The organism is Niallia taxi (assembly GCF_004005475.1).
Classification (GTDB): domain Bacteria; phylum Bacillota; class Bacilli; order Bacillales; family Cytobacillaceae; genus Niallia; species Niallia taxi.
In genome coordinates, this window is the sequence record NZ_RZTZ01000019.1 from 57,057 (window position 1) to 80,419 (window position 23,363).

Annotated in this window: 24 protein-coding genes, 2 pseudogenes and 1 other annotated feature (1 of these 27 only partly in view); of the genes and pseudogenes, 3 read left to right on the forward strand and 23 right to left on the reverse strand. The window is 34.9% G+C overall.

Going from position 1 to position 23,363, the window contains the following annotated elements:
- Window positions 1-198 (reverse strand) — a binding site (T-box leader) (it extends 22 nt beyond the left edge of the window).
- A 45-nt stretch (window positions 199-243) separates the two neighbouring features.
- The 3 genes from EM808_RS25510 to EM808_RS25520 all read right to left on the reverse strand — a co-directional run bounded on the left by EM808_RS25510 (window position 244) and on the right by EM808_RS25520 (window position 3,979).
- Window positions 244-1,017 carry a Cof-type HAD-IIB family hydrolase gene (locus tag EM808_RS25510; RefSeq protein ID WP_127742184.1) on the reverse strand — a complete coding sequence of 258 codons (774 nt, stop codon included), beginning with the start codon at window positions 1,015-1,017 and terminating at the stop codon, window positions 244-246.
- A gap of 160 nt (window positions 1,018-1,177) precedes the next feature.
- A complete protein-coding gene (locus EM808_RS25515) occupies window positions 1,178-2,146 on the reverse strand; it encodes a DMT family transporter (protein WP_127742186.1) in 969 nt (322 codons plus the stop codon).
- Window positions 2,147-2,266: 120 nt separating this feature from the next.
- A complete protein-coding gene (locus EM808_RS25520; protein ID WP_127742188.1) occupies window positions 2,267-3,979 on the reverse strand; it encodes an ABC transporter ATP-binding protein in 1,713 nt (570 codons plus the stop codon).
- A gap of 261 nt (window positions 3,980-4,240) precedes the next feature.
- Between EM808_RS25520 and EM808_RS25525 the strand changes: the two genes are divergently transcribed.
- The gene (locus tag EM808_RS25525) at window positions 4,241-5,152 is read left to right on the forward strand and encodes a LysR family transcriptional regulator (RefSeq protein ID WP_127742190.1); all 912 of its coding nucleotides are present in this window, start codon (window positions 4,241-4,243) and stop codon (window positions 5,150-5,152) included.
- Between the two features lie 839 nt (window positions 5,153-5,991).
- On the opposite strand, the gene EM808_RS25530 is transcribed toward EM808_RS25525, so the two are convergent.
- The 12 genes and pseudogenes from EM808_RS25530 to EM808_RS25585 all read right to left on the reverse strand — a co-directional run bounded on the left by EM808_RS25530 (window position 5,992) and on the right by EM808_RS25585 (window position 17,025).
- Complete coding sequence (locus tag EM808_RS25530; RefSeq protein ID WP_127742192.1) at window positions 5,992-6,339, reverse strand: hypothetical protein; 348 nt, start codon at window positions 6,337-6,339, stop codon at window positions 5,992-5,994.
- Between the two features lie 399 nt (window positions 6,340-6,738).
- A complete protein-coding gene (locus EM808_RS25535) occupies window positions 6,739-8,121 on the reverse strand; it encodes a sensor histidine kinase (RefSeq protein ID WP_127742194.1) in 1,383 nt (460 codons plus the stop codon).
- Window positions 8,118-8,798, reverse strand: a complete 681-nt coding sequence (locus EM808_RS25540) for a response regulator transcription factor (RefSeq protein ID WP_127742197.1) — start codon at window positions 8,796-8,798, stop codon at window positions 8,118-8,120. The genes EM808_RS25535 and EM808_RS25540 overlap by 4 nt, the downstream gene beginning before the upstream one ends.
- Before the next feature lie 90 nt (window positions 8,799-8,888).
- A complete protein-coding gene (locus EM808_RS25545; protein WP_127742199.1) occupies window positions 8,889-9,611 on the reverse strand; it encodes an ABC transporter ATP-binding protein in 723 nt (240 codons plus the stop codon).
- 1 nt (window position 9,612) lies between these two features.
- On the reverse strand, window positions 9,613-10,650 hold the full coding sequence (locus EM808_RS25550; RefSeq protein ID WP_127742201.1) for an ABC transporter permease: 1,038 nt from the start codon (window positions 10,648-10,650) through the stop codon (window positions 9,613-9,615).
- Between the two features lie 875 nt (window positions 10,651-11,525).
- Complete coding sequence (locus EM808_RS25555; protein ID WP_127742203.1) at window positions 11,526-12,821, reverse strand: IS110 family RNA-guided transposase; 1,296 nt, start codon at window positions 12,819-12,821, stop codon at window positions 11,526-11,528.
- 294 nt (window positions 12,822-13,115) lie between these two features.
- Window positions 13,116-13,707 (reverse strand): annotated as a pseudogene (locus EM808_RS25560) (DUF2441 domain-containing protein).
- Between the two features lie 119 nt (window positions 13,708-13,826).
- Window positions 13,827-14,282 carry a GNAT family N-acetyltransferase gene (locus tag EM808_RS25565; protein WP_127742205.1) on the reverse strand — a complete coding sequence of 152 codons (456 nt, stop codon included), beginning with the start codon at window positions 14,280-14,282 and terminating at the stop codon, window positions 13,827-13,829.
- A 190-nt stretch (window positions 14,283-14,472) separates the two neighbouring features.
- Entirely contained in the window at window positions 14,473-14,790 is a 318-nt protein-coding gene (locus EM808_RS25570) for a hypothetical protein (protein WP_127742206.1), read from the reverse strand.
- A 428-nt stretch (window positions 14,791-15,218) separates the two neighbouring features.
- Window positions 15,219-15,573 (reverse strand): annotated as a pseudogene (locus EM808_RS25575) (helix-turn-helix transcriptional regulator); the annotation flags it as partial.
- A gap of 311 nt (window positions 15,574-15,884) precedes the next feature.
- On the reverse strand, window positions 15,885-16,487 hold the full coding sequence (locus tag EM808_RS25580; protein ID WP_127742208.1) for a DJ-1/PfpI family protein: 603 nt from the start codon (window positions 16,485-16,487) through the stop codon (window positions 15,885-15,887).
- A gap of 37 nt (window positions 16,488-16,524) precedes the next feature.
- Entirely contained in the window at window positions 16,525-17,025 is a 501-nt protein-coding gene (locus EM808_RS25585) for a GNAT family N-acetyltransferase (protein WP_164849797.1), read from the reverse strand.
- 181 nt (window positions 17,026-17,206) lie between these two features.
- Between EM808_RS25585 and EM808_RS25590 the strand changes: the two genes are divergently transcribed.
- Window positions 17,207-17,512 carry an antibiotic biosynthesis monooxygenase family protein gene (locus EM808_RS25590; RefSeq protein WP_127742212.1) on the forward strand — a complete coding sequence of 102 codons (306 nt, stop codon included), beginning with the start codon at window positions 17,207-17,209 and terminating at the stop codon, window positions 17,510-17,512.
- Between the two features lie 169 nt (window positions 17,513-17,681).
- On the opposite strand, the gene EM808_RS25595 is transcribed toward EM808_RS25590, so the two are convergent.
- The 3 genes from EM808_RS25595 to EM808_RS25610 all read right to left on the reverse strand — a co-directional run bounded on the left by EM808_RS25595 (window position 17,682) and on the right by EM808_RS25610 (window position 20,456).
- Window positions 17,682-18,089: a DUF2500 domain-containing protein gene (locus EM808_RS25595; RefSeq protein ID WP_127742214.1), complete on the reverse strand. Its 408-nt coding sequence runs from the start codon at window positions 18,087-18,089 to the stop codon at window positions 17,682-17,684.
- Window positions 18,090-18,599: 510 nt separating this feature from the next.
- On the reverse strand, window positions 18,600-19,835 hold the full coding sequence (locus EM808_RS25605; protein ID WP_127742216.1) for an MFS transporter: 1,236 nt from the start codon (window positions 19,833-19,835) through the stop codon (window positions 18,600-18,602).
- 147 nt (window positions 19,836-19,982) lie between these two features.
- Window positions 19,983-20,456: a MarR family transcriptional regulator gene (locus EM808_RS25610; protein ID WP_127742217.1), complete on the reverse strand. Its 474-nt coding sequence runs from the start codon at window positions 20,454-20,456 to the stop codon at window positions 19,983-19,985.
- A 336-nt stretch (window positions 20,457-20,792) separates the two neighbouring features.
- Here EM808_RS25610 and EM808_RS25615 point away from each other — a divergent pair, with 336 nt between their 5' ends.
- On the forward strand, window positions 20,793-21,125 hold the full coding sequence (locus tag EM808_RS25615) for a hypothetical protein (RefSeq protein ID WP_127742218.1): 333 nt from the start codon (window positions 20,793-20,795) through the stop codon (window positions 21,123-21,125).
- Window positions 21,126-21,248: 123 nt separating this feature from the next.
- Here the strand turns inward: EM808_RS25615 and EM808_RS28840 are convergent, their stop codons facing one another.
- The 5 genes from EM808_RS28840 to EM808_RS25635 all read right to left on the reverse strand — a co-directional run bounded on the left by EM808_RS28840 (window position 21,249) and on the right by EM808_RS25635 (window position 22,903).
- Window positions 21,249-21,425, reverse strand: coding sequence for a hypothetical protein (locus EM808_RS28840; RefSeq protein ID WP_164849798.1), 177 nt, complete (start codon window positions 21,423-21,425; stop codon window positions 21,249-21,251).
- Window positions 21,403-21,606, reverse strand: coding sequence for a hypothetical protein (locus EM808_RS25620; RefSeq protein ID WP_127742219.1), 204 nt, complete (start codon window positions 21,604-21,606; stop codon window positions 21,403-21,405). Before EM808_RS25620 ends, EM808_RS28840 begins: the two co-directional genes overlap by 23 nt.
- Before the next feature lie 71 nt (window positions 21,607-21,677).
- Window positions 21,678-22,175, reverse strand: coding sequence for a GNAT family N-acetyltransferase (locus EM808_RS25625; protein WP_127742220.1), 498 nt, complete (start codon window positions 22,173-22,175; stop codon window positions 21,678-21,680).
- 57 nt (window positions 22,176-22,232) lie between these two features.
- Window positions 22,233-22,706 (reverse strand): hypothetical protein, encoded by a 474-nt coding sequence (locus EM808_RS25630; protein ID WP_127742221.1) that lies wholly within the window; start codon window positions 22,704-22,706, stop codon window positions 22,233-22,235.
- Window positions 22,706-22,903, reverse strand: a complete 198-nt coding sequence (locus tag EM808_RS25635) for a helix-turn-helix transcriptional regulator (RefSeq protein WP_127742222.1) — start codon at window positions 22,901-22,903, stop codon at window positions 22,706-22,708. The genes EM808_RS25630 and EM808_RS25635 overlap by 1 nt, the downstream gene beginning before the upstream one ends.
- Window positions 22,904-23,363 lie beyond the last annotated feature (460 nt).

Below are 23,363 nucleotides of genomic sequence, written 5' to 3' on the forward strand. Positions count from 1 at the left end.
CGTGGTACCACCTTAATTGGATAAGAGCTATTAGACTCAATTATCCCACTTTGTCTGATAACGCCAGATAAAACGCCTATTTTTATAGGACTCGAAAGGCAGGTTCTGCGGCATGTCGTCATGGAGCCTTTCAGCTTATAAGCTCCACTCTCTTTTACGGATGGTTATCGCATACTAGTTCTTTCTCTTCGTTCGGTTCTTCTTTTTTTATTTATTATAGCAGTTATTTTTTTTGTTTCAATACTATTTTTTCAAGGCTGGCTCTTTCGCCTTTTTCAAAGCCCAAGTACGGATTGCGTATGCCACACCATTTTCGTCATTCGTTTTTGTCGTCACATCAGCTGTTTCCTTGACGATATCCTGTGCATTGCCCATTGCAACACCTATACCGGCTTCTTTAATCATGCTGATATCATTCAAGCTGTCTCCGCAAGCCATCACTTCATCCATCGTTACGCCAAGTCGCTCGCAAACGGTTTTTAAGCCACGCGCTTTATTGATACCAAATGCATTTACTTCAATATTAACAAGAGAGGAATTGCTTATTTCAAAAACGCCTCTTTCCTGAAGCTCCTTTAAAACATTATTGCGGATTGTGTCATCTTCAATTTGATAACCAAATTTCAACCACTCCAGTTTATCAAGGTCCTCAGGCATTTCATCCTTCCATGTTTTACCACAGCTAATTGCCCATGTTTTTGCTCCATGCTTTTGCGCAAGCTCCCAAAGCCAGCGCATTTGCTCGACATCAACCAAATTCCGTTCAATAAGATTCCCTTGCCAATCCCAAATTTCACTGCCGTTAACTGTAACAAGGAAAGTTTTTAAAAATAAACTTTCTGCATGATCCTTACATGTTGCAATAGATCTACCAGTACTTAGCACAACATGTATGCCTTCATCTTGAGCCTCTTTAATCGCTTTGCGGTTTTCTTCAGGAATTTCTCCAGCTCCGTTTAATAATGTGCCGTCCATATCGAGGGCAATCAGCTTAATTTCTCGTGCTTTGTTGGTCATTTTTGTTGGTCCTCCAAATTTAGATTCTTAGATAGCCAAAATCATGACTGTCATTTCTTTTTTTACATTCTTCGTATACTTATTCCCTATATAAGTATACATTTACCTGCAGCTTAAGTAAAAAACCCAGCATAATTAACAAAACCTTAATAAATGCTCATTAGGCAGTTTGTGCTAATTTTAGTTTTTTTATATTTCTGGAAAATATACTATGAAGCACCATTCCCAAAATAACGATGGCTATTCCGACAAGAGACATCGCACTTGGCAGCCCAACAGATAAAAACACCATTTCACCAATTAAAGCAAACAGTACTTCAAAGGACTGTGTCGCTTCAACGGCCCCAAGTGTCTGCATATTATCCTTGGCAGCGTCTGTTGCCGCAAAAAAGAGGATTGTCGCAATAACTCCAGAAAACAGGGCTACAATACCTGATTGATAAACTTGTGAACTTGACGGAGGTCCTGCTGTAAGGAAGCCATATATGGACAAAATAATCCAAAAAGGCAGACTTGCAATTGTCATGCCAAGTACCCGCTGGAAAACATCAAATCGTCCATTTGCAATCTCCATCATTTTGCGATTACCTAAAGGATAAGCGAATGAGGCTACTAGAATCGGAAGAAGGCAAAGCATTGCCGTGCCAAATGACAGCTTCATTGCAAATTCTAGCTGCATGAAAGCAATGCCGAAAATTATTAACAAAGAAAAGCTTAAGCTTTTAAAAGGAATTTTCTTTCGCACCATGATTGCTTCTCCGCCTTTTGTGTTTATCTTCTCCATAAACAGCGGTGCTAGTAACGTTCCTGAAATAATTGTCAGCTGCCACGTTCCCGCAACGAGCCAGCCAGGTCCATAGGCTGAAGCAAAACAAATAAAGGAATAAAAAACACCAAATCCAACAGAGCTCCATAATACCCATTTACCTGTATTTTTTCGTAGCTCTACTAAAATAGGCTTTAAATTACCCCTTACAAGAACGAGTATAAGTAAAAATGGGACCATAAAAAAATACCGCAGTGACGCACTCCATACCCAGCTCCCACCATTCATCTCCATTGCTTTATTTAACACAAAAGTAAAGGCGAAAAAAAAGGCTGAGGCAATTCCCAACAAAATCGGACGCATATAATCAAACCTCCATACCAGTCGAATTTTAACTTATAACCAATATATCGCATATTGGTTAATAATATCAATCGATATTTTTCATAAAAAAAAGATGCCCAAATTTAGGCATCTTTTGAATTAACGTTGATATTGAACACGATGGAGATTGGCAAAGATACCGCCTTTTTCAATCAATTCATCATGTCCTCCTTCTTCTTCAATCCCGTTCTCTGTTACGACTACAATACGATCAGCATTACGGATTGTTGCCAATCTGTGGGCAATAACAAGCGTCGTACGATTTTTCGCAAGTTCATTTAAGGATGCTTGAATGATTTGCTCTGTTTCTGTGTCTAATGCAGAAGTTGCCTCATCCAATATTAAAATCGGAGGATTTTTCAAAAACATTCTCGCAATAGCAAGTCTTTGCTTCTGTCCGCCGGAAAGCTTCAAGCCCCGCTCCCCGATTTGTGTTTCATAACCATCTGGAAGCTTGCGGATTAAGTCCTCCAAATGAGCTCTCCTAACAGCTGTATGAATTTCTTCATCTGTTGCATCCAATTTTCCGTAGGCGATATTCTCCTTCAGTGTACCTGTGAACAAGAAAACATCCTGCTGGACAATCCCGATTTGTGAACGCAAGGAATGCTTCGTCATGTCGCGAATATCCATACCGTCGATTTTAATGGCACCGCTGTTTATATCATAAAATCTCGGAACAAGTGAACAAATCGTTGTTTTTCCTGCACCAGAAGGACCAACAAATGCAACTGTTTCGCCTGCTTTAATGTTCAGGCTAATTTGATCCAATACAGTGCGGTTATCATAACCAAATGTTACATCATTAAATTGAATGTCACCGCGCAATGCAGGCATTTCAACTGCATCTGGGCGATCTTGAATTTCAGGTTCCGAATCAAGCAAATCTAAGAAACGTCTGAAACCAGCCATACCTTTTGGATAAAGCTCAAGCAATGTACTGATTTTATCAATTGGCTTTTGCAAAATATTGACGTAAAGGATGAATGCTACAAGCTCACCGTTTGTAAGCTCGCCATTAAATGTCAGCCATGCACCATATACTAATACTACTAACGTGAAAAAGCGCATTAACATGTAAACAGAGGATGATGTTAAGGACATCACTTTATATGCGACGATTTTTGCTTTTCTGAAGCGTTTATTATTAACAGAGAAACGCTCCATTTCGAATTCCTCGTTAGTAAAGGATTGGACAACGCGAACACCTGACACACTGTCTTCTACACGGGCGTTAACATCTGCAATATCACCGTACATATGCTTCCAAGCTTTATTCATGCTCTTATTACAGTATGTAATTAGCCAAACTAGAACTGGCACGATAAATATTACGATTAATGCAAGCTTGACATTGATTGTCAGCATAATCCAGAACGCTCCGACGAATGTCATAATCGCAATAAACAAATCCTCTGGACCATGATGGGCAAGCTCACCGATATCAAATAAATCATTCGTAATTCTGCTCATGACATGACCTGTTTTCGTGTTGTCAAAGAATTTAAAGCTTTGTCTTTGAACATGGTTGAAAAGCTGTGCTCTCATATCTGTTTCTATATTTATACCGAGCTTATGTCCCCAATAGTTTACAATGTATTGTAAATAAGTGCTTACTAAGTATAATGCCAATAAGCCGCAGCTCACAGAAACAATGGTACTCCAATTTCCTTCAGGAAGGAGTTTGTCAATGAACCAAGTTACAGCCATCGGGAAGGCAAGCTCCAGAATCGCCACAATGACAGCACTTGAAAAATCAAGAATGAATAGCTTTTTATGCGGTAAATAATAAGTGAAAAAACGCTTTATCATTATATGCTCCTTTATTTTTTTGTCAGTTCAAATGAGAATCATTATTAATTATAGAGGCTTCTCCTTGTTTATACAAGAAAATTATTTTCGTTTTCGAAATAGTAACATAAATTTTTGGATTTACAGGCTGTGCCATCTGTTTGAAAATAGTAAATTTTCAGTATTTTTAGAATAGTTGAAGGGTTATTTACTATTAATAGCGAACTAAAACATATACTCATAGGGGTGTTGATATATGGAATAAAGGAGAGTGTGAAGGGATTGGATTATCATTTATTGACGTTTGTCACAGTAGCGGAAAAAAAGAATTTTACGAGAGCTGCCGAAGAGCTGCATATTACACAATCTGCAGTAACACTTTCCATTAAGGCATTGGAAAAGAAATACGAAGTGAAGTTTTTCGACAGAACAAATAAATATGTTCGGCTTACTAGAGCTGGTGAAATATTATATTATCATGCCAAGAGAATATTAAAGGAATACGAACAGGTCGATAGCCTTATACATGATATGACAAAAGTAGTGAGCGGCCCTCTCTTAATTGGATCCAGCTACACTTTCGGTGAATATTTGCTGCCGAGATTTATTTCTGACTTTATGAAGGTTCACCAACTAATTGAACCGAAAGTTACCATTCAGAATTCAAGCAAAATAATAAATCAAGTGCTTGAGGGCAGTCTTGATATCGGAATTATTGATGGTGAAATCAAAAGTCATCCCCAGCTCCACATAACTCCTTTTGAACAAGATGAACTTGTGATAATTGTCAGTGCTGATCATCCTTTAGCCAGCTTTCGAACAATTGATTTAGATAGCCTATATGGTGAGACCTGGATATTACGGGAAGAGGGCTCTGGCACAAGAGAGGTTATTGACAAGCTCTTTAAAGAACACGCTTTTTCCCCGCTGATTTTACGGTCATTTGGGAGCACGCAAATCATTAAGGAGTCGGTCGAAGCAGGAATTGGCATTTCCATTGTTTCCAACTATTCGATCCAAAAAGAGCTGCATATGAAAACAATCCATCCCATTCGCCTTAAAAATAAACAGATAAACCGTCATTTTTCTTACGTACTATCTAAAACCGACATTCACCCTTTATCTGTTGAGCTTTTCACACAATATTTGCAAACAAAAAATGTGCTCACACTTGAAGCCATTTCTTATAAGTGAGAATGATGCAAAGAAGGCTTCAAACGAGAAGCCTTCTTTCTTTATGTCTGTTTTCGCATAGATTGTTGCTATTTTAACCATACTCCAAGGAAACTAATCGTTCCTTTTGTACCGTAAAAAGCCGTTTTCCAATTAGGCAAACAGCTTTTTTCTGAGGTTGACTTTTCAATCCCAAGTTGAAATGAAAATACCAAAATGGTGAATATACTACCTTTGTTTTGTCTAATTATGATAAATTTCACACTAGTTTTCTGCTCACAAAATCAGTCATTCCCTCTTCATCAACTAACATGAAATCTAAAAAAAATGAAATATCATTAAATGAACAACTCGATTTTCAGGAATTTATATTAAGTTTTCGAGCTTAATAGTTTAAAGACTGCTAAGGTTATTAGGTACAGTTACTAGTTAAACTGCAGTTCATAGCTGCAAAAGTTCTTTCGCTTACGTTACTTATTAATTGCTTTTTTCCCAAAAAACCCTAAAATACTTTAAGAAAAAGTAAATTCCAAAAAACAAAACTCCTAAGGCAGTAGCCCAAACTCCAACAATAGTAATTATCGGGATAATCATTTTATATACCCTAGAGCCCCTAAACATAACATAAATACAACTAATACAATTAGTTTTTTCATTTTTTTCATCGATATACCTCCATTTATTTGGCTTCTAACAAAGTATATCAATATCGATTTAAAATTAATTGAATTAATAGAAAAGTTCATTTAATAGCCAAAATACTGGAAGAATTGGTAATAAATCTGAGTCTTTCACTTCAATAAATCTAAAGCTTCGATAGTCCCAACACTAAATTCTTCCGTCCGTCCGTCCTTCCTTCTTTAACTTTTATTTATCATAGTCGGTGTACCTGTAATTTCTATTTCTTCACTCACAATCGGTTTTGTATTACCAAAGGGCGTGTTATGAACAGCTACAATCCTTTCATCCTTTGTTAATTCAATTGACCACTTAACTTCACGATCATACAAAAAATCATCCATATTCACATGCTCATTTATTATTTTTTTCACTTTTAGCTTCACCAATAACTTGGTCGTATTCTTTATGATGCTGTTCCCAATCATAACTGCATCTTTATTCTTATCATTTTCCATATCGACAATATAAAGGGGACACTTATCACTATACTCTAATACCGTTTGTTCTATTTCTTTACAAGAAAACAAGTTTCCTGCCAAAAATACACGATATATTCCTTTTTTTCCTGATTAAAAGTTTCTTCTGCATGTATCCTGTTTATATCATTGATTGTTCGTTTCTGATTATCTTCAGTCCAACTTGTATGAAAATAACAGCAATAATGCTAAAAACACCTAAAATGCCAGCGTTCCCTTTCCATTTAGTATTCATTGCAGTCTCCTTTCAATTCATTTCTATTTTATCGAAAGGTTATAACTAGTTATCTATTCCATAAGGCTATAGCAAGAAAACTCGCATACGAAAACTGCGAGTTTTTGTTATTTAGGGATTTGCTTATTCAACTATAGCCCCCGTTAATTTTAGTGAAAATATTCACAAAGCCTTAAGATAGAATGTTAATCCTATTGGATTAACATTCTAAATTTTTAATGTAACAACGGTATTACTACAATAAAGGTGGATCCTTCTCCTTCTTTACTATTGACCGTTATGTGTCCGCAATGTAGTTTCACTATATTATCAACAATGGATAAACCTAAACCTGTTCCTTCAACAGTTCTTGTTCGAGCCATATCTGCTCTGTAAAACCGGTCGAAAATTCTTTTTAATTCCTTTTGCTTCATACCTATCCCAGTATCTTCAAATGTTACAGTAATTACTTTATCTTTCTCTGTAACTGATATGTCTATGCTGCCATTTTGTTTATTATATTTGATAGCATTTGAAAACAAATTGTCCCATACATTATTTAGCAAGGAGGGATCTCCACAAATTTCTATATCTGGAATAGAGTAACTAAGCATTATTTCTTTTTCATTAATTAACCATTGGTAGTGAGATACTAATTCTCTTAGCTGACTTCCTAAGTTGAAAATCTTCTTCTTCAGTATATTTTCATCTCTATCCAACGATGCCAGTAACAATAATTGTTTGGTTAAAATAGATAACCGCTTAATTTCTCCATTAATAACAGAGATATATTTATTTCTATCATCATCAGATAATGTTTTATTTTCCAATAAATTTGTATAACCTTTTATATTTGACAATGGCGATTGAATATCATGCGATATATTTGAAATAAATTCTCTTCTAACATCTTCCATTTGTTCTAACTTTTTTGCCATACTCAAAAAGCTAGCAGTTAATTGTCCTAATTCATCTTTACGAGTTACGGATAGATCTACATGGAATTGGCCACTTGCTAATAATTTGGTTGCGTGAGTGAGCTTTGCAATTGGCTTTATTAAATACTTGGTACTGAATACTACCAAAACAATACTCAAAGTAATGGAAAGTATTAAGATCCATGCAAACAAAAAGTGCATTTCATTAAAAAGTAGTTTTATATCTGGCCTTATAAATAAAGCATAATCTTTGTCTTCAAATTTAAGTGGAACCCCAATAGTATTTTTTAACTCATTTGCAAAAAATCCAGTTACAAACGTTTTGTTTGGAAAGTTAAGCATCCCATGATAAATATCTCCGCTTAGCACCGATTCTATTGATATAGTAGAGAGAATTTTGTCTCTAAAGGAAGCCCCATAATAAGTTTCTGTGCCATTTCTATCAACAATGTAGACTTGATATCCGACATCCGAGATATTCTCTAAGTAATCGTTAAGTTCCATATCGGGATTATTTTTTATAAAGGAAGCAATTGATTGGGCAATTTTAGTGTTTTTTTGATCATTAACAGGCTTTAACTTTTGATGATAATAGACATTAGATAAAATAAAGGCAATAACACTACTGAAAAGCATTATGCCAATAGTGATAAAAACAAATTTGACATAAAGTGATCTCATCCACGTCTTGCCTCCAATAAATATCCAACTCCACGAACTGTTTTAATCTGAAAATCATCTGTTAAATTAGAGAATCTTCCCCTCAATCTTTTGATATGAACGTCTACTGTTCGTTCATCCCCTTCATATTCTACTCCCCAAACCTGTTCTATTAAATGATTCCTAGATAGAACTTGCATTGGATTCGTAAATAAAAAATATAAAAGGTCAAATTCCTTTAAAGGCAATATAATAGTCCGATCTCCTATTTGAACCATGTAACTTTTCTTATTAATCATCGTATTTCCAATCTGAATAACACTATCATCTTGTTGCTTATCGTATCTTCTCAACAACGCCCTTATACGAAAGGCTAATTCCTTTGGTTCAAAAGGTTTAACAAGATAATCATCTGTTCCTGCTTGAAAACCTTGCTCTTTATCTTCCATTTGATTTTTAGCAGTTAGAATGATGACAGGAATATCATATTTTTTTCTTATTTCTTTTGTAAGTTCATAGCCATCCAGATAAGGCATCATTACATCCACAACCGCTAGTTGACACTGCTTTTTTTGAAGGATTTTAAGTGCTTCCATACCGTCTTTGGCTAATAATACGATATATCCTTGCTTTGACAAGTGAATTTCTACAAGTTTTAAAATATTTATATCATCATCAACAATTAAAATATTAGGCATACCATATATCTCCTTGAATCTTAGGTTATTTAGTCTTTTGTCTTTTCCTAGCCATTTATACAAATCACAAAAGCACAAGTAAACCTAAATTTAAACACTTAGGTCTACTACATCATTATTTAATTGTTTATCTTCACTCTGTATGATTTGCCCATCACTCATTTCTATAACTTGATCTGCGAATAGAAGCATATCTTCATCGTGTGTAACAAGTAAAGTAGTAATGTTTAATGTTTTTGTTATTTCACGAATTATTTTCATAATATCTCTAGATCTTTTTGAGTCTAAACTTGCTGTTGGTTCATCTGCAAAGAGAACTTTAGGATTATGGATGATTGCTCGTGCAATAGCAATACGTTGTTTTTCTCCCCCTGATAAGGAAGGTGGATAGGCATATTTTCTATGTTCCATCTCCACTAAATTTAATAATCTATTTACTTCCATTTTTTTTTGTTGTTTTGTAAGTTTTGATTTTGACACTTCCAACATAAGCATTAATTGCTCTTCTGCAGTTAAAAAAGGAATAAGATGAGAAAATTGAAAGATAAATCCGAATTTACTTGCTCTTATTTTTCTAACCTGTTCTGAGCTCATATTAGCAATATTTTGCTCTTCAAATATGATTTTTCCACTTGTAGCAGGTTGAAGTCCAGCAGCAATCGTTAAAAGGGTACTTTTTCCTGAACCCGAAGCACCTCTTAACGCAGTAACTTCTCCTTTTCTGAGAGAAAGATTAATCCCTTTTAAAATTTCTTCTTTTACTTCCCCATTTATAAAGTTCTTTTTTATATTAGCTAATTTTAGTATGGCCATATTACCCTTCTCCTCTTTGTATTGCTTGTAGTGGTTCTACTTTTTTGATTTGAATGCCAGAGAGTGTAGCTCCCATAAACCCTATAAAGAGAAACATGATTGACAAAATCACAGTGGTTTCTATGGATAAATAATATGGCATTCCTTTTGGTGCAAAAACATTTAATAGATGGCTAATAGTAATAGATACTACCAATGCAACAAAAGTAATAAAGCTCATTTGTGTCCACATCATATAAAATAGACTACTTGTTTTAATACCTATAGCTTTCAGAATTCCAAACAATCCTATTTTTTGTACATTCATCATATAGAAAAAGATAGCAAAGAGCATACCACTGATTACCACTAAAAACCAAACAATCATATTTAAAGTTAATTGTTCTGCTTTATAACTAGAAATTGTATTTAGAAATTCTTTATTTGAGAATGATTGTAAACCATTAGTTTCATCTTGTGAAACAACCTTCTCTGGCATGTATATTAATTGCATCTCTGCCACTTTATATATCTCTTCATAGTCTTTAATATTTATAAAAGCAACTGGGGCATGACTATATTTACTTTGCTCCACAAATCCTTTCACAATAAACTCCCCACTATATTGATTATTCGTTAATCTATCTCCAACTTGTATCTCTTTTTCTTTCATAGAACTGTCTAGAATAATCTCTCCTACACTAACTTCTGGAAAAAACTTCGAATCAGTAGCTGTAACAAATGAAACACTTCGTTGTTTCCCATCCACATCGTTTAGAAATCCCATTTGAATAGATAAAGCTAGTGCATCTTTTTCTGTCTTTAACAGTTTCTCCTGAGTAGTATGATTGATTTTTGAAAGGCTGTATGTTTGATCTGCATCTTTCTTCATATAAAATTCACCATTTGGTAAATTCTTTATTAATGATGCGTTATCTTGAGATAACCCATTTGCTAATCCCGATATGATAAATGTTAAAAGGCTAATTAAGGATACAATTGATCCTAAAATGAAAAACCTTGATTTATTTTTCTTTAATTCTTTCCATGCTATGTTCATTTTCTTTCCTCCCATCTCTTATTAACAACTTTATTTTAATTTCATTCTGTGAATGGGAGATGAACGGAATGTTACAATTGAAGGAGGACTTCTATTATGCATTACAAACTAGAAGTGGAAAAGAGCCCGAGCTACAACATGTAAATAAAGATTTAATAGCTATTAAAAATTTGAATAAGGAAAAATATGCGGGTTTTTAAACTAACTATGAATTTCTATCTTCCATTAATCTGCCGATTTTATTCCATGGATATTGCTCTATTACTGGAGTGCTGCCAAAAAAAAGAACTGTAAGTTTCCTACAGTTCTTTTAAAAATATGTTGGGTTATTAGAACCTAATACAAAATCAATATTCATTGTTAGAGAAAAATGGCTCCTCTATAGGATTAAATAAACATCCATGTTTCATGGATGTTTTATTTTTTTCTTCACTCAAGTTTCCCAGTCTTATATCACTATACTCCCTCAATAAACAAACAATTATCTCTTAAATACGCAGTTATTCTCCCTATTGCTATCTAACTTGTTTAACTTTACAGATTTGATTAGAGAGAAAAGAACACAATCAAGCTGTTTACGAAGAAAATGAGTGCAAGAAACTAGCCAACCTTCGGTTCATTTCAAAAAGTTGGATAAATAGGTATGTACGCACCAATGGATGTCCACATATCTTACGGGGGTCTACCCTCCCAAGTCTCACAGAGTCTACGCTCCTACATTCCTTCGTTCAACCTTTCCATAAGGTGGATGTCGGTCATGCTGCCATACAGGATCTTATCTTGTCCTTACGTTAGTTCCGTTGCCGACTAATCCCATGCTGATTTTGTCTGTTCATCTGTTCAATTCTAGTTGTTAAAAGCTAGTTTTATAGTGATTAAGCTGCTATTGGTTCTTGGATAAATGCATGCATATGGGGGATGTCCTTCAACATCTTCTCCTCTTTAAACACATACTGTTTCTTACCAATAGAGAAGAGTATACGGATGAGCTTGTTACACAAAGCAATTAAAGACTGCATCTTTTTCAACGGATTGTCAGGTCTCGTTGTGTAGTAAAGATGTAGGGCTTTAAAGGCCTTGTTCTTGGCTACTAGAATCATAGATGCCCGGAATAACAATGCTCGTAATTTCTTTCGACCACGTTTGGTTATTCTGGTTCTCCCTTTATGCTTACCTGATGTATTTTCTTTTAAGCTAAGTCCTGCCAATTTGGTTATTTGACGAGGATGATTGTATTCACTCAAATCGCCTACTTCAGCGAAGAAACCCGCCACTGTATCGCGTCCAATCCCTGTTATTTCTAACATTTGATTAACCCCTGGAATATCTTGAAGCAGTGTATCCAGAGTTTGGTCAAGCTCTTCGAACTTGGCTTGAATGAGTTCATACTTTTGGATTAAGGTTCTTAATTCCATTTTAGCCATCATAGCACCTTGTCGAATGCCAATCGAGCGATTGGCGGCTTCTTTTAATGCTTGAATCTTCTTAATCCCTATACTACGTTTCACTGCTTGCCTAAGGTATTCTAGTAATTCTTTTTCTGTATATCTAACCAATTCTTCCGGTAATGCTTCAAGCTTTAATAAATGAAGAGCTGCCTTCCCTTCCCAACTTTTAAAAACGGTAAAGAACTCTGGAAAGTATCGATCAATCCAGTTGTGTACCTGTCCTTGCACAATTTGTAAGTCTACACTTAATAGATCACGTAATTTTTTTGCCACTCGCAGTTCTGCAAAAACCCCTTGTGGGATTGTTGGTTCGGCGTATCTACCATCCTTGACTAGTTGTGCAATGACTTTTGCGTCTTTTACATCATTTTTAGTGGGCGAGTTATCGTCTAACTCCTTACTATGCTTGACGTGTAATGGGTTGACCGTAACGAACTTAATCTGTTCCTCCTTTAGAATATGAGCTAAATTAAGCCAATAATGGCCCGTTGGCTCCATTCCAGTAATGACAGACTCCATTTCGTAAGACTCTTTTATTTGAGTAATCCAATTAATAAATGTCCTAAATCCTTCTTGAGTATTATCAAAAAAGCAAGTAGATCCAAGCTCTATTCCACGATAATCCTGTGCTCTAGCTACATGATGATGTTTAGCTATATCAATACCAATCACTAAGGTTTTAGGTGTAATTTGAGCTATTTTATGATTTTGGTTATAATTCATGATGAGACCTCCGAATAGATATTTTGTTCCTTTTTGCTGGCCAGCTCAGGACACATTTATCTTATCAAGAGGTCTTTTTTCTTTCAAATCGCATTTTCACTTATTACAGGAATGCTGCCATGTTAGTACCAGAGAAATAAAGAAGCATTAATCCTTACTGGATTAACACCCCCTATAGCTTAAAATACCCTTGTATAACCTGTTATTACAGAACTGTTGCGCTTAGATTTAGAAGAATGTTATAAAAAAAGAGCTTCAATCCTTCCTGGTTCAAAGCCCTACTTGCTTGAGTTATTATGAAAAATCCTGAATTATTTCAACAACTTCGATTCTACCGTTTATTAAAAGTTCAGGAAGCTCATTTTTTTCGTTTCCCATCCAGTATTCTCTAGCCTGTTCAATCTTTAGAGCGAAAGGAGATCCATCTTCTTTTGGTAGAAGGGAACCGTCTCCCTCGAAACAATGTCCATCAACTTGTAGCTTAACAATTTGTAAAACTTTACGATTAAAGGATTCAAATAACTCTTTCCATTTTAGTATATCCTCATAACTTTCCGCAGCATACAAGCACGATAATCGTGAAGGATATTCTGGGTATTCTTGTAATCTAACCATTTCAACTATTACTTCTCTGATTGCTCGGATGTTTTCACCAACATATTTAATAGCTATATCGGCATCTTCTTTATTTAAATTCATTCCACTTTCAGTATAGTTTCTATAGAAAATCTTTGTAAAATCCTCACCTTTTGAGTTTAGGTGCTCACGCTCAAAAAAGAAACGATATAACGTATTTTTTTGTTGGTTATCGGAAATTAATTATCTGACCAACTGTCATCTTATTCCTTGTAACAATATGATAAACACAATACTCATTTCCCACCATATTTTCCAGCCCCAATTTTGAAATGAATTATTCTTATTCCTTCTCAAAATGTTTATTAAATTATCCTAAACGTTTGTTATATAAGAAAGGACTACATTATAAACAGGAATTACGAATACTCAGTATTTTTCGTATTTAAATAAAATTAACTTATCTGTAAGCTGAACCTCTTTTGTTTTTTTGTAACCAAATTTCTCGTAAAAGTAATGATTACGAAAACTTAAATACGGAGTATACAATGTCCATAGCTTTACATCGGAAAATTGCTTCTCTAGAAATTGTATAGCTAGCGTTCCAGCACCGTTATTTTGTTTAGATGGAGCAATAAAGACTTTATCTATGTGCATTCGTTCTTTATTTCCTCTTACATCGATTGCACCAATTATTGCATTCTCTTCTAAAATCGTAAAATGATGATATTTTTGTATATTTTCTTCTAACTTTCCAAATGTTTCACAAGCTGGATTAGTTTCAAAGTCTTGGTATTTTTCCAAGTCGTCTTGAAATGAGGCTTTCTGAATCGGAAGTAAATCTTCTATGTCATCTAGTGTTGATTTTCTAATTATTAAGGTCATATTTTCTCCACTCGCCCTCTCTCTAATTCTAAAGGCACATCATATGGGAATATTAAATATATATTCCATTTAATTTACAGAAATCCTTCTTCCACTAAACTGCCTTCATTATGACATAACAAAAAGCTTCCCTTATATTTAAGAATAGCCCCTGTTACTTTAAGTACATTTTTTCACAATCTAGACTTGTTCAGTTCTTCTGCGATGTCCAAATTTCAAATATAATTTGACCATCTTTAGTTATTTTCCCTATATGGATACTAACATTCACATTATTATAACTAGCCCATTTTGGTAGGTAACTTTCTAGATATTTTATAACCTTCTCATCAGGTGAAGCATATCCAACATTAATATTATTGGACAAATATGCAACAAAATCTGGATATAAAGCATCTACCCATTCTTCTGCTTGTCGTTCTGAATTAAAAATTCGATTATCCTCTTTATAACTTCCATTTATCCATTTAATATTCTCCGTAGTCAACACCTTCTTTCCAAGTTTCACCGTTAATCTTATAATCCTTTTATACTAAGCTGCCACGTTTGTGACACAAGAAGGATTCTCTTCATTTTATACAGGAATGTTGCCCTGTTTCTTTTCATAACTAGTTTTTCATTTATTGCAGGAATGCTGCCACGTTTGTGCCGAAGCAAAAAAGTATAAATCTCTTTAGATTTTTATCCCCATTTGTATTTTTAGGTCAGCTCTTTCTGCCCCATAAGGAACTTAAACAAAAAAAGAGTTAATCCTACTTGGATAAACTCTTTCTAGATATTGTTGCCAATACTATGTGGCTTATTAACACTCCATTTTTATTTAATTTTTGATTCTTGCCAACAATCCAAGCTAAAGTTAAAATCGAGACAGCTACTACTATTGCTGTTAACATAAATATAACTACCTTTATCCTTTATCTCCTTTTAACAACATTATAACAAACTCAAAATAAGTCTTATTTTTGTTTCCTGCTCTTGATTTGAGTATTTTCTTAGTTTTGAAATGGCCCTATTTAGTGCTTCACCTCCAATATCCTGCTTCTTCTGTAAAAACAGCAGCATGAAATAGTGAAGTTTGCTCCTCAAAATCAAAAAAAAGAGGATCCTCAATAAAATTGTTCAATAAAGTGTATCCACCGTTATGTACTGGTTCTGAAATTATAGGTACGCCACTTGTTGAAATTGAATCAATATAACGATACACAGTCCTCATATTCATTTCTAACTTTTCTGAAATTTGTTTTGCAGTAATTTTTCCACCTGAACGAAGCATCCATAGAATTGCTAACATATTGTCAATTCCAGGAAAATAATTCCACCTCTATATGAAGTTTATTTTCTTATATATATCTCCGATTTTTGGAATAGCTCATCAACTGTTCCTTTCCGATAGCTTTCTATAAAAATAGAATCTCATACTATATCATCTTGCCCGATAACAAACCAAAGTTTCCTTCCAATCTCCGTTATTTGAGCCAACTAGTGATTGATCTTTATTATCCACACTGTAACCTGATTGCTCATTTTCTAGTTGTGAATTTGCAAAGATGGTAAAACCATTAGTATCGGTAAAGAAAAGAATCAATGCGAAAACAGCGTTCTTTATTTATCTTCCGGCAAATCATATTCCATCCTTTTTGCTGTCATCCATTTTTCTTCTATTCCAACTAGCCTTTCGACAAGATGAAAGGCCATTACAATACCTGCTGAAATACCGCCTGATGTAACAATTCTGCCTTCATCAACAAATTTAACTTCTCTTACAACCTCCACTTTTTTGAAGAGATCTGCAAACAAATCATAGGAAGCCCAATGTGTTGTCGCCCTTTTGCCATCAAGTAATCCAGCCTGTGCCAGCAATAAAGCGCCCGTACAGACAGATGTCGTCATTTCTGTTCTTTTTTCCTGCTCTTTTATCCAGTTTATCAGCTTGTTATTATGTAATTCAGTCAATCTAGCGCCAGGACCTCCAGGAACAATGAGAATATCAAAATATGGTGCTGTATCAAAGGAATAGTCTGGTACGACTTGCAGCCCGTTTCTTGCTGAAATGCTTTTTCCAGTCTCAGAAACTGTTTCCACTTTGAATGGCTTAACATCCTCACGATCCTTAAAGCCTGCAATAGACAGTACTTCAAATGGTCCTGCGAAATCCAATACCTCCACATCATCAAACAGCAATATGCCGACACTTCTAGTCTCCAATTTGCCCTCTCCTTCATTTGTTGATTTTGTATATGTATTATAAATAATAAATCATATGTTGTTCATCAAAATATTGTCCATTCACCTTCAAGGCCTTTTTCTCCAAACCAAAAACAGTAAATCCCATCGATTCGTATAAAGCAATAGCTCCTGTATTTGTTGATACGACCGCCAACAGCAATTGTTCAATTTCCAGTCTTCTTGAGACGTTAATCACCTCTGTCAAAAGCCTTCTCCCAATCCCTTTGTTACGGTAAGCATCTTCAATAAAAAACGACAAAACACTTGCCTTATGCTTGATTTTCTTATAGCTTTCCTTTTGTAGTGTGATGGTGCCAATAAGGCGGTCGTCTATAAACGCCCCGATTGTAAGCCTTGTCGGGTCCTTCAATAAAGCGGAAATTCGCTTGATAGGATATAGCCGTTTTTGCTCCTCTTCCAACGTTAGCAGGAATGCATCTGGATGCTGATTTAATGTAAGCAACCGCAAACCCCAGTATTCCTTCGCATCCTTTGGTTTTAATACTCTTACCTGCAAAACAACCACCCCTCTATGATGTCCACACGTAAAATCGATTTAGGAAAAAAATGCTGCAAACCGCAAACATTCCTACATAATAATTCCATATTGCCACGATGCATTCCTTCTGGCACATCAATTTTCGTTAAACAAGATTTATGGTACGATAAAGAAAATTAATATTAGAGGTGTCTCGCCAATGTTTATCGTCCATTCAACTTTTCCAGTACCAGCAGAAAAAGCAGCTGAAGTGATTGAAATATATAAAAACCGCTCACGATTAGTAGATAAAAATCCCGGTTTTATCCGGTTTCTTCTCCTTCAAACAGAAAAAAACAAGGGAGAAATTACCGTCCATATGGAATGGGAAACAAAGGAGGATTATTTGAAGTGGGTTAGAAGCACAGAGTTTAAAGATATTCACGAGCTTGAGAAAAAATACCCTGATAAAGAGCTAGCTGCCATTATTCCAACTGTAAAGCAGTTTTTGGTGGTTGCTGAGTAACAATGAAATCCTGTAAATGGGGAGCGTTTTGTATACCCAGATCTAATGGGATGACCAACTTTGTGTGAGAAATAGATAGAGCCTAGGAAGATTCCTAGGCTCTAGTTTTCGATATAAAAGGGATAGAATAATTTCGGTAATCTTAAAGAAGGCCAGCAAAATTTACTGCTCATGTATTTTCCTGGTTTATACTATTTCGTTCAAATCCCAAAAAACGGGTGCCTTGAAAGTTCAAAATTCCTGTGTCATTTTCAGAAACCAGCCCATATTCTTTTCCAGAAACATGAAACTCTGTACGATCGCCGCTTTCGAACTCAAATGTGAGATAATACGTAGTATATGTACTGGAAGAAAGACTATTATTATCATTATTGGAACTTCTGCTGACATCTGTACGTTTTGCTTTAATAATCGCTGGCACACTTAATCTTGGCGACTGCTCATTTTTATGCCACTGGCCAATTCCTTTAAATATCGTAAACAAAATACTACCAATAACGAATATAAAAATAATTCCTATAAAAATGGGACCAAATTGGAACATAAAGTCTCCAAAATAAAATTCATCACCTGGCATGTTACCACTCCTTCTGCTAAATATTGTCATTATATACGGTTAATAATTAAAAAAGTTTCATTTTCTACTTGTCTATATTAAAAACAATTAATTTTAGAATTTATTGTAACTAAAATAGCCACCAAACATAGTGACTATTAAGTACTATAAAATCTAATTTGTTAGGACTGATTATGTTCCACCACCATAATACTATAAAAAATATTTAGCTTTTCCCACACCCAATCTTGAAAAACCTCCTTCAATCATTTCTGTAAAGCCGTAGCCTCTAAATCTTCTTTTATTTGTAATTATTCCAAACTGAATGTCTCTGCTGCTTCTGTTCCTTTAAATGGCGTACTGCTAAATGAAAAGGTTACTGTTTTTTGCATGAATCTCTCTCCTTTTGGTCATTTATTGTAAGTATATGGTAGGAAATAAACGAAAAAATACTTAACAAATAGCGCAAGTAATTTGAACCTTGTATGTCAATGCTACGCTATATTCTCCATGCGTATAAACGTAAACAGCTTAAATCACCACCTGCTTATACCTATTTAATACGAAAACTGCCGCAGCAATTAAAGTTATCCCCATAAAAGCAGGTGCAGCATGACCAAGGGATACATAGATTTGCCCACCTATAATCGGTCCAATTATTCTTGCCAATGCTTGAATAGATTGGCTGCCGCCTTGAATTCTGCCTTGCTCACTAGCTTGAACTGACTTGGACAGCATTCCATTGATTGAAGGTCCGATAATGGAATCCCCAAAACCAAACAGGAATATTCCAACGATAAAAAGCGGGTATAGTGAGAATAACGCTGATACTGCCATAAAGCTGTAGCCGATAATCTCCGAAACCATTCCTATCATCCCTATCTGGACATCACTGTATTTCAGCAACAGCTTTGGCATTAGAAAGCCTTGTGAAAGGATGTCTTGGATACCCAATATGGAAAACATAAGTCCGATTATCGCAGGCTGCCATTTGAAAGTATCAATTGTAAACTGTGAAAATACTGCCTGTAAGGATCCGTTAGGAATCGAAAGTAAGAATACTGAAAAAAGGAGCCATTTTAAATGTTTTATAGAAAGTATGTTTAGTAGCTGTATGAATGGATTCAATCTTACTAACGTAAGCTTTTTCAGCCTATTGTTTTTGTTAAGACTCTCTGGCATATAAAAAAATCCGAATGCAACATTCAATAAGGTTATGAATGCTGCAGCATACATTGGTATAGAATATCCAAACTTTGCTAATATTCCACCTAATACAGGTCCAACAGCGATGCCTACACCTGTAACAGCACTCACCCAGCCAAAGTATTTTGTTCGCTGCTCATTCGGGATAATGTCTGCAAAATAGGCGAAGATAGTGCTTATACTCCCGCCTGTTACACCTTCCATTATCCGCCCGACAAACAGGACCCATAAAGCTCCTCCAATACCAAAAACAATGTACCCGACACTTGACCCTAATAGACATATTAAAAGAATTGGACGACGGCCATATCTATCGCTTAAAGCTCCAAGCCCAGGTGCCGCTAAAAAAACACAGGCTGCATAAACAGCGGTCAGTACTGTAACTATAATTGCCTGATTTGCATCATTATGAGCATACGGATGCACTAAGTATGGAACAACTGGTCCTATAATACTGAAGCCTAATCCGCACAGAAAAACTGACATTAGACCGAATATCAACGCCTTTTTATCTACAGTTTGTTCTGTATTTTGAAGTTTTAGTAAACTAAATTTGAACATTATATTTCTCCTCAATAGTCATTTTCATTTCCTAGGAAACAAAAAATACTTTATCATCATTTTGTTTCCTAGTCAACAAAAATGAAAACAAAAAAATACAGTCCAATTCCTATTAGAATTGGACTGCATATGTTTTATGTTTCTTTCCTATTCAGGCTTGATAGCTACTTCTTGTTTTTTTATTTCTGCATCCAAATGCTTACTATACATTTCAACAAAGCTAAGTATACTGTCAAACTGTTCCTCCGTCACCTGTTCAAATACTTTCTTATCACGCTCTCTAAACTCTTTATGGAGATCATCGTGAATTTTATTTATTGCCAAACCTTCCTCTGTTAGCCTAAAATAGATTTCTTTTTTATTTTCCGGCTTTTGGTAGCTTTCTATTAGGTCTTTTTCGAGAAGTTTTTTCGTTATTTTACTTATCGCGCTTCTAGTCATAAAAAAAGATTCTGCCAGTTTCGTTACATTGGAATCTGCATTTTTGCCGATAAATTCCAGACAATGTACTTCAGATGACTTATGCCCCTTCAAACTTTCTTCCATTTTAGGCTTATTAAGCCAAACAATCTTATTTAATATATCCCTAAATCCCAAAATGACCTGTTCTTCTTTGTTCATTTAGCTGACCTCCTACCAGTTGGTGCATTAACATTATTATAGTAGAATTTTTGTTTCCATTTCAACATTATTACATCGTTATTAGAGATGGAGCTGTTTACACCAAACAGCTGCCTGTCTTTTCTCTGCGCTTCTGTTTATGTTGATTTTGGATGCGTAAAATATACTAAACGGTTACATAAGTCATTCCATTAGCAGTGTAGAATTCATGAATCTAATTTCAATTTATAAATACAGAAAATTTAATTAATGTAAAATATTCCAAAAAAGTTTAATTTTATGGAAAAATTTGATAAAGTTAACAATAGAATAAAAACATCATAAGGAGTGACAAGCATGAAAGGAAATCTGATAACCCCTGTAATAACGTTAGTTCTAATGGTAGTTATTAATTATTTTGCGGCAGTATTGTTTCACATCCGATTCATTGAGCCAATGTTTTTTATTGGCCTTGCTTTTGTTGGTCTATTATTCTCGTTTAATAGCTCGGGTGGAGCTTGGTCAAGGGTAACTGATAGTCAAGTATCTGCTCAAACTGGTATTATTCAAAAGACGAAGCCCTTTGCTTATAGAGTAAATTTACCACTTTGGGTAGCGATCGGATACACGTTAATTGGACTAATTATCCTTATTTTATTAATCGCAAAGGTAATTCCGCCAGCAAGCTAAAAATAAACTCCCATGGCTTTCCATGTGGAGTTTTTTATCGTTATTTGAAAAACTCACCTAGTATTTTCAATTCCTGCTGGCCTAGTTAAACCTCTATCATTTTGCTTACTGCCACAAGGATATTTAATGCAAACAGTCTGTCTCTGTCATTTTCATGTCATCTTCAGTGGAGTATGTAAAATAACTGGCAGAAACCCCTTCTTTCTTTGCGTCATCAAAGGATTTTAGGCTGTCAAGGAGCTCCTCTTCCACTTTTCCATCTACACCAACATATATTTTATATTTCTCGCTGAACTTCAAATTGATCCTCCACGCTTATTACTTCCCAGCCTTGATTGTTTACGTACTCTGTTGCGGTTTGAAATGCTATTTTCATATTGTCTGCTTTAACCCAGCAATTTACGTATGCACCAACACATTCTGCCTTTACGGGATTATCATTATGTGGTATTGCTTCTAACCGAACTAAATATACGGCCATCATACTCTCCTGACACAATCATAATTTTACGTCATGCATACCTATATTAATAAGCTGTCATTCGACATCTGCTAAAAATATAAAACCATTAATTCCTCATCGAAATAGGTATTACCTATTTTTAAAGCCTTTTTATCTATTCCATATGTTGCAAAGCCTAATGATTTATAAAGATTTTTTGCTGGCTGATTAGCAGCACCAACCGTTAAATATATTGCTTCAATCCCATTTATTTGCTTAGATCTTGTGATGGCTTCCTTTAATAACTTTTTCGCCACCCCATGTCCACGGTTTCCAACAGCAACATACACCGCAAAAATAGTTATCCTGTGTTTTAGTTTTGCTTTTTGCTCTAACTGCAATGTCACAACACCTAAAAGCTTTCCGTTTTCAAATGCACCTAGCGTATAGGAGTTTGAATTGCTCAACCTGTTCCCGAATGTTTCTATGGTGAATTCTTTTTCCTCTTCATAGCTGGATGCAAAGGCTTCTGGACTTAATTTTAAAGCTTCTAATCTTAATTTTTTGTAGACATCTGCATCCTTCTTTTCAAGCACCTTAATTTCCATGTTGCCCCTCCTCTAAGCTTTATTATCTTCTAACTATGCTTACTTTTGATGCCAGTATTATAGTAGTTCTTTGTTTTTTCTATAGGAGCGTTTCAACGAAATATAGTTCACACCAAACATCAAGATGCTTGCGCTAATTAGTAACCCTATAAATGCTATCCAATCATCATCATTAGCAAACAATACACTGACATTAAAAATAGTTATAATCCCCAATATAATTAATGAAAAGCTGACAAAAACACTAGTTTTTATTAGAATAGCTTTTCGTTCTTTTTTAAAGGCTTTCTCTGATGTGATATCTGAATACTCTATCCCAGAAAGGATATACCTAGCAGTAACATATAAAAGAAAAATCACACATGAAATAAGTAAAATCGTTTCAGCCTTAAAGAAATCCAGAAAAACAGTTAAGGTTAGCATCAATATTATAGAAAATATCTGGAGTATAGCTGCTTCTGTAATAAAAACTAAAATTTGCTTCTCTTTATATTCGTCATCAGGCAAAAAATATGTTATCCAGGATTTCATTACTCATCTACCTCCCAAAATAATTCATCTAATGTTTTATTAAGCTGTTTAGCAATGGCAATACATAAATTAAGGCTGGGATTATACATTCCCTTTTCAATTAATCCAATAGTTTGCCTTGTTACCCCAACATTTCTTGCCAATTGTTCTTGCGTCATCGAGGTTTTCATTCTGAAAATTTTCACATGATTCTTCACACCATCACCACCAAAAGCAATATATATATTACAAATGTTATATATACCTTACATTACTTTGGAAATAATTTCAAGTGATTCTTGTTTTTTATTCTGTTCTTTAAAACTACAGCAACACATAATGGCTAAATGTTTGCTTCATCACAATTTACGCAAAAAAAGAGGCTGGGACAAAACAAAAGATAACCTTTCTAAACACGAATAATAAAATAACATCTAAATTTGAAAAATGAAACATGTGACTAAATAGAAGATGGGTTTAAAATTAGTTCGTTTCATTGCACTGCAGCCACTCGCTTTCCGCGGGGAGGAAGCTGAGCCTCCTCGTCTTCGTGCAGTGCACCCCCATTGTTGGACACCTAAGTTCAACAATAGGAGGTGCCTGGGTGGGTAAATTTAATGAATCAGAAAAACACTTGGTTATTCAGCGTTATTTAAACGAGAGGATTGGCTACAGGGA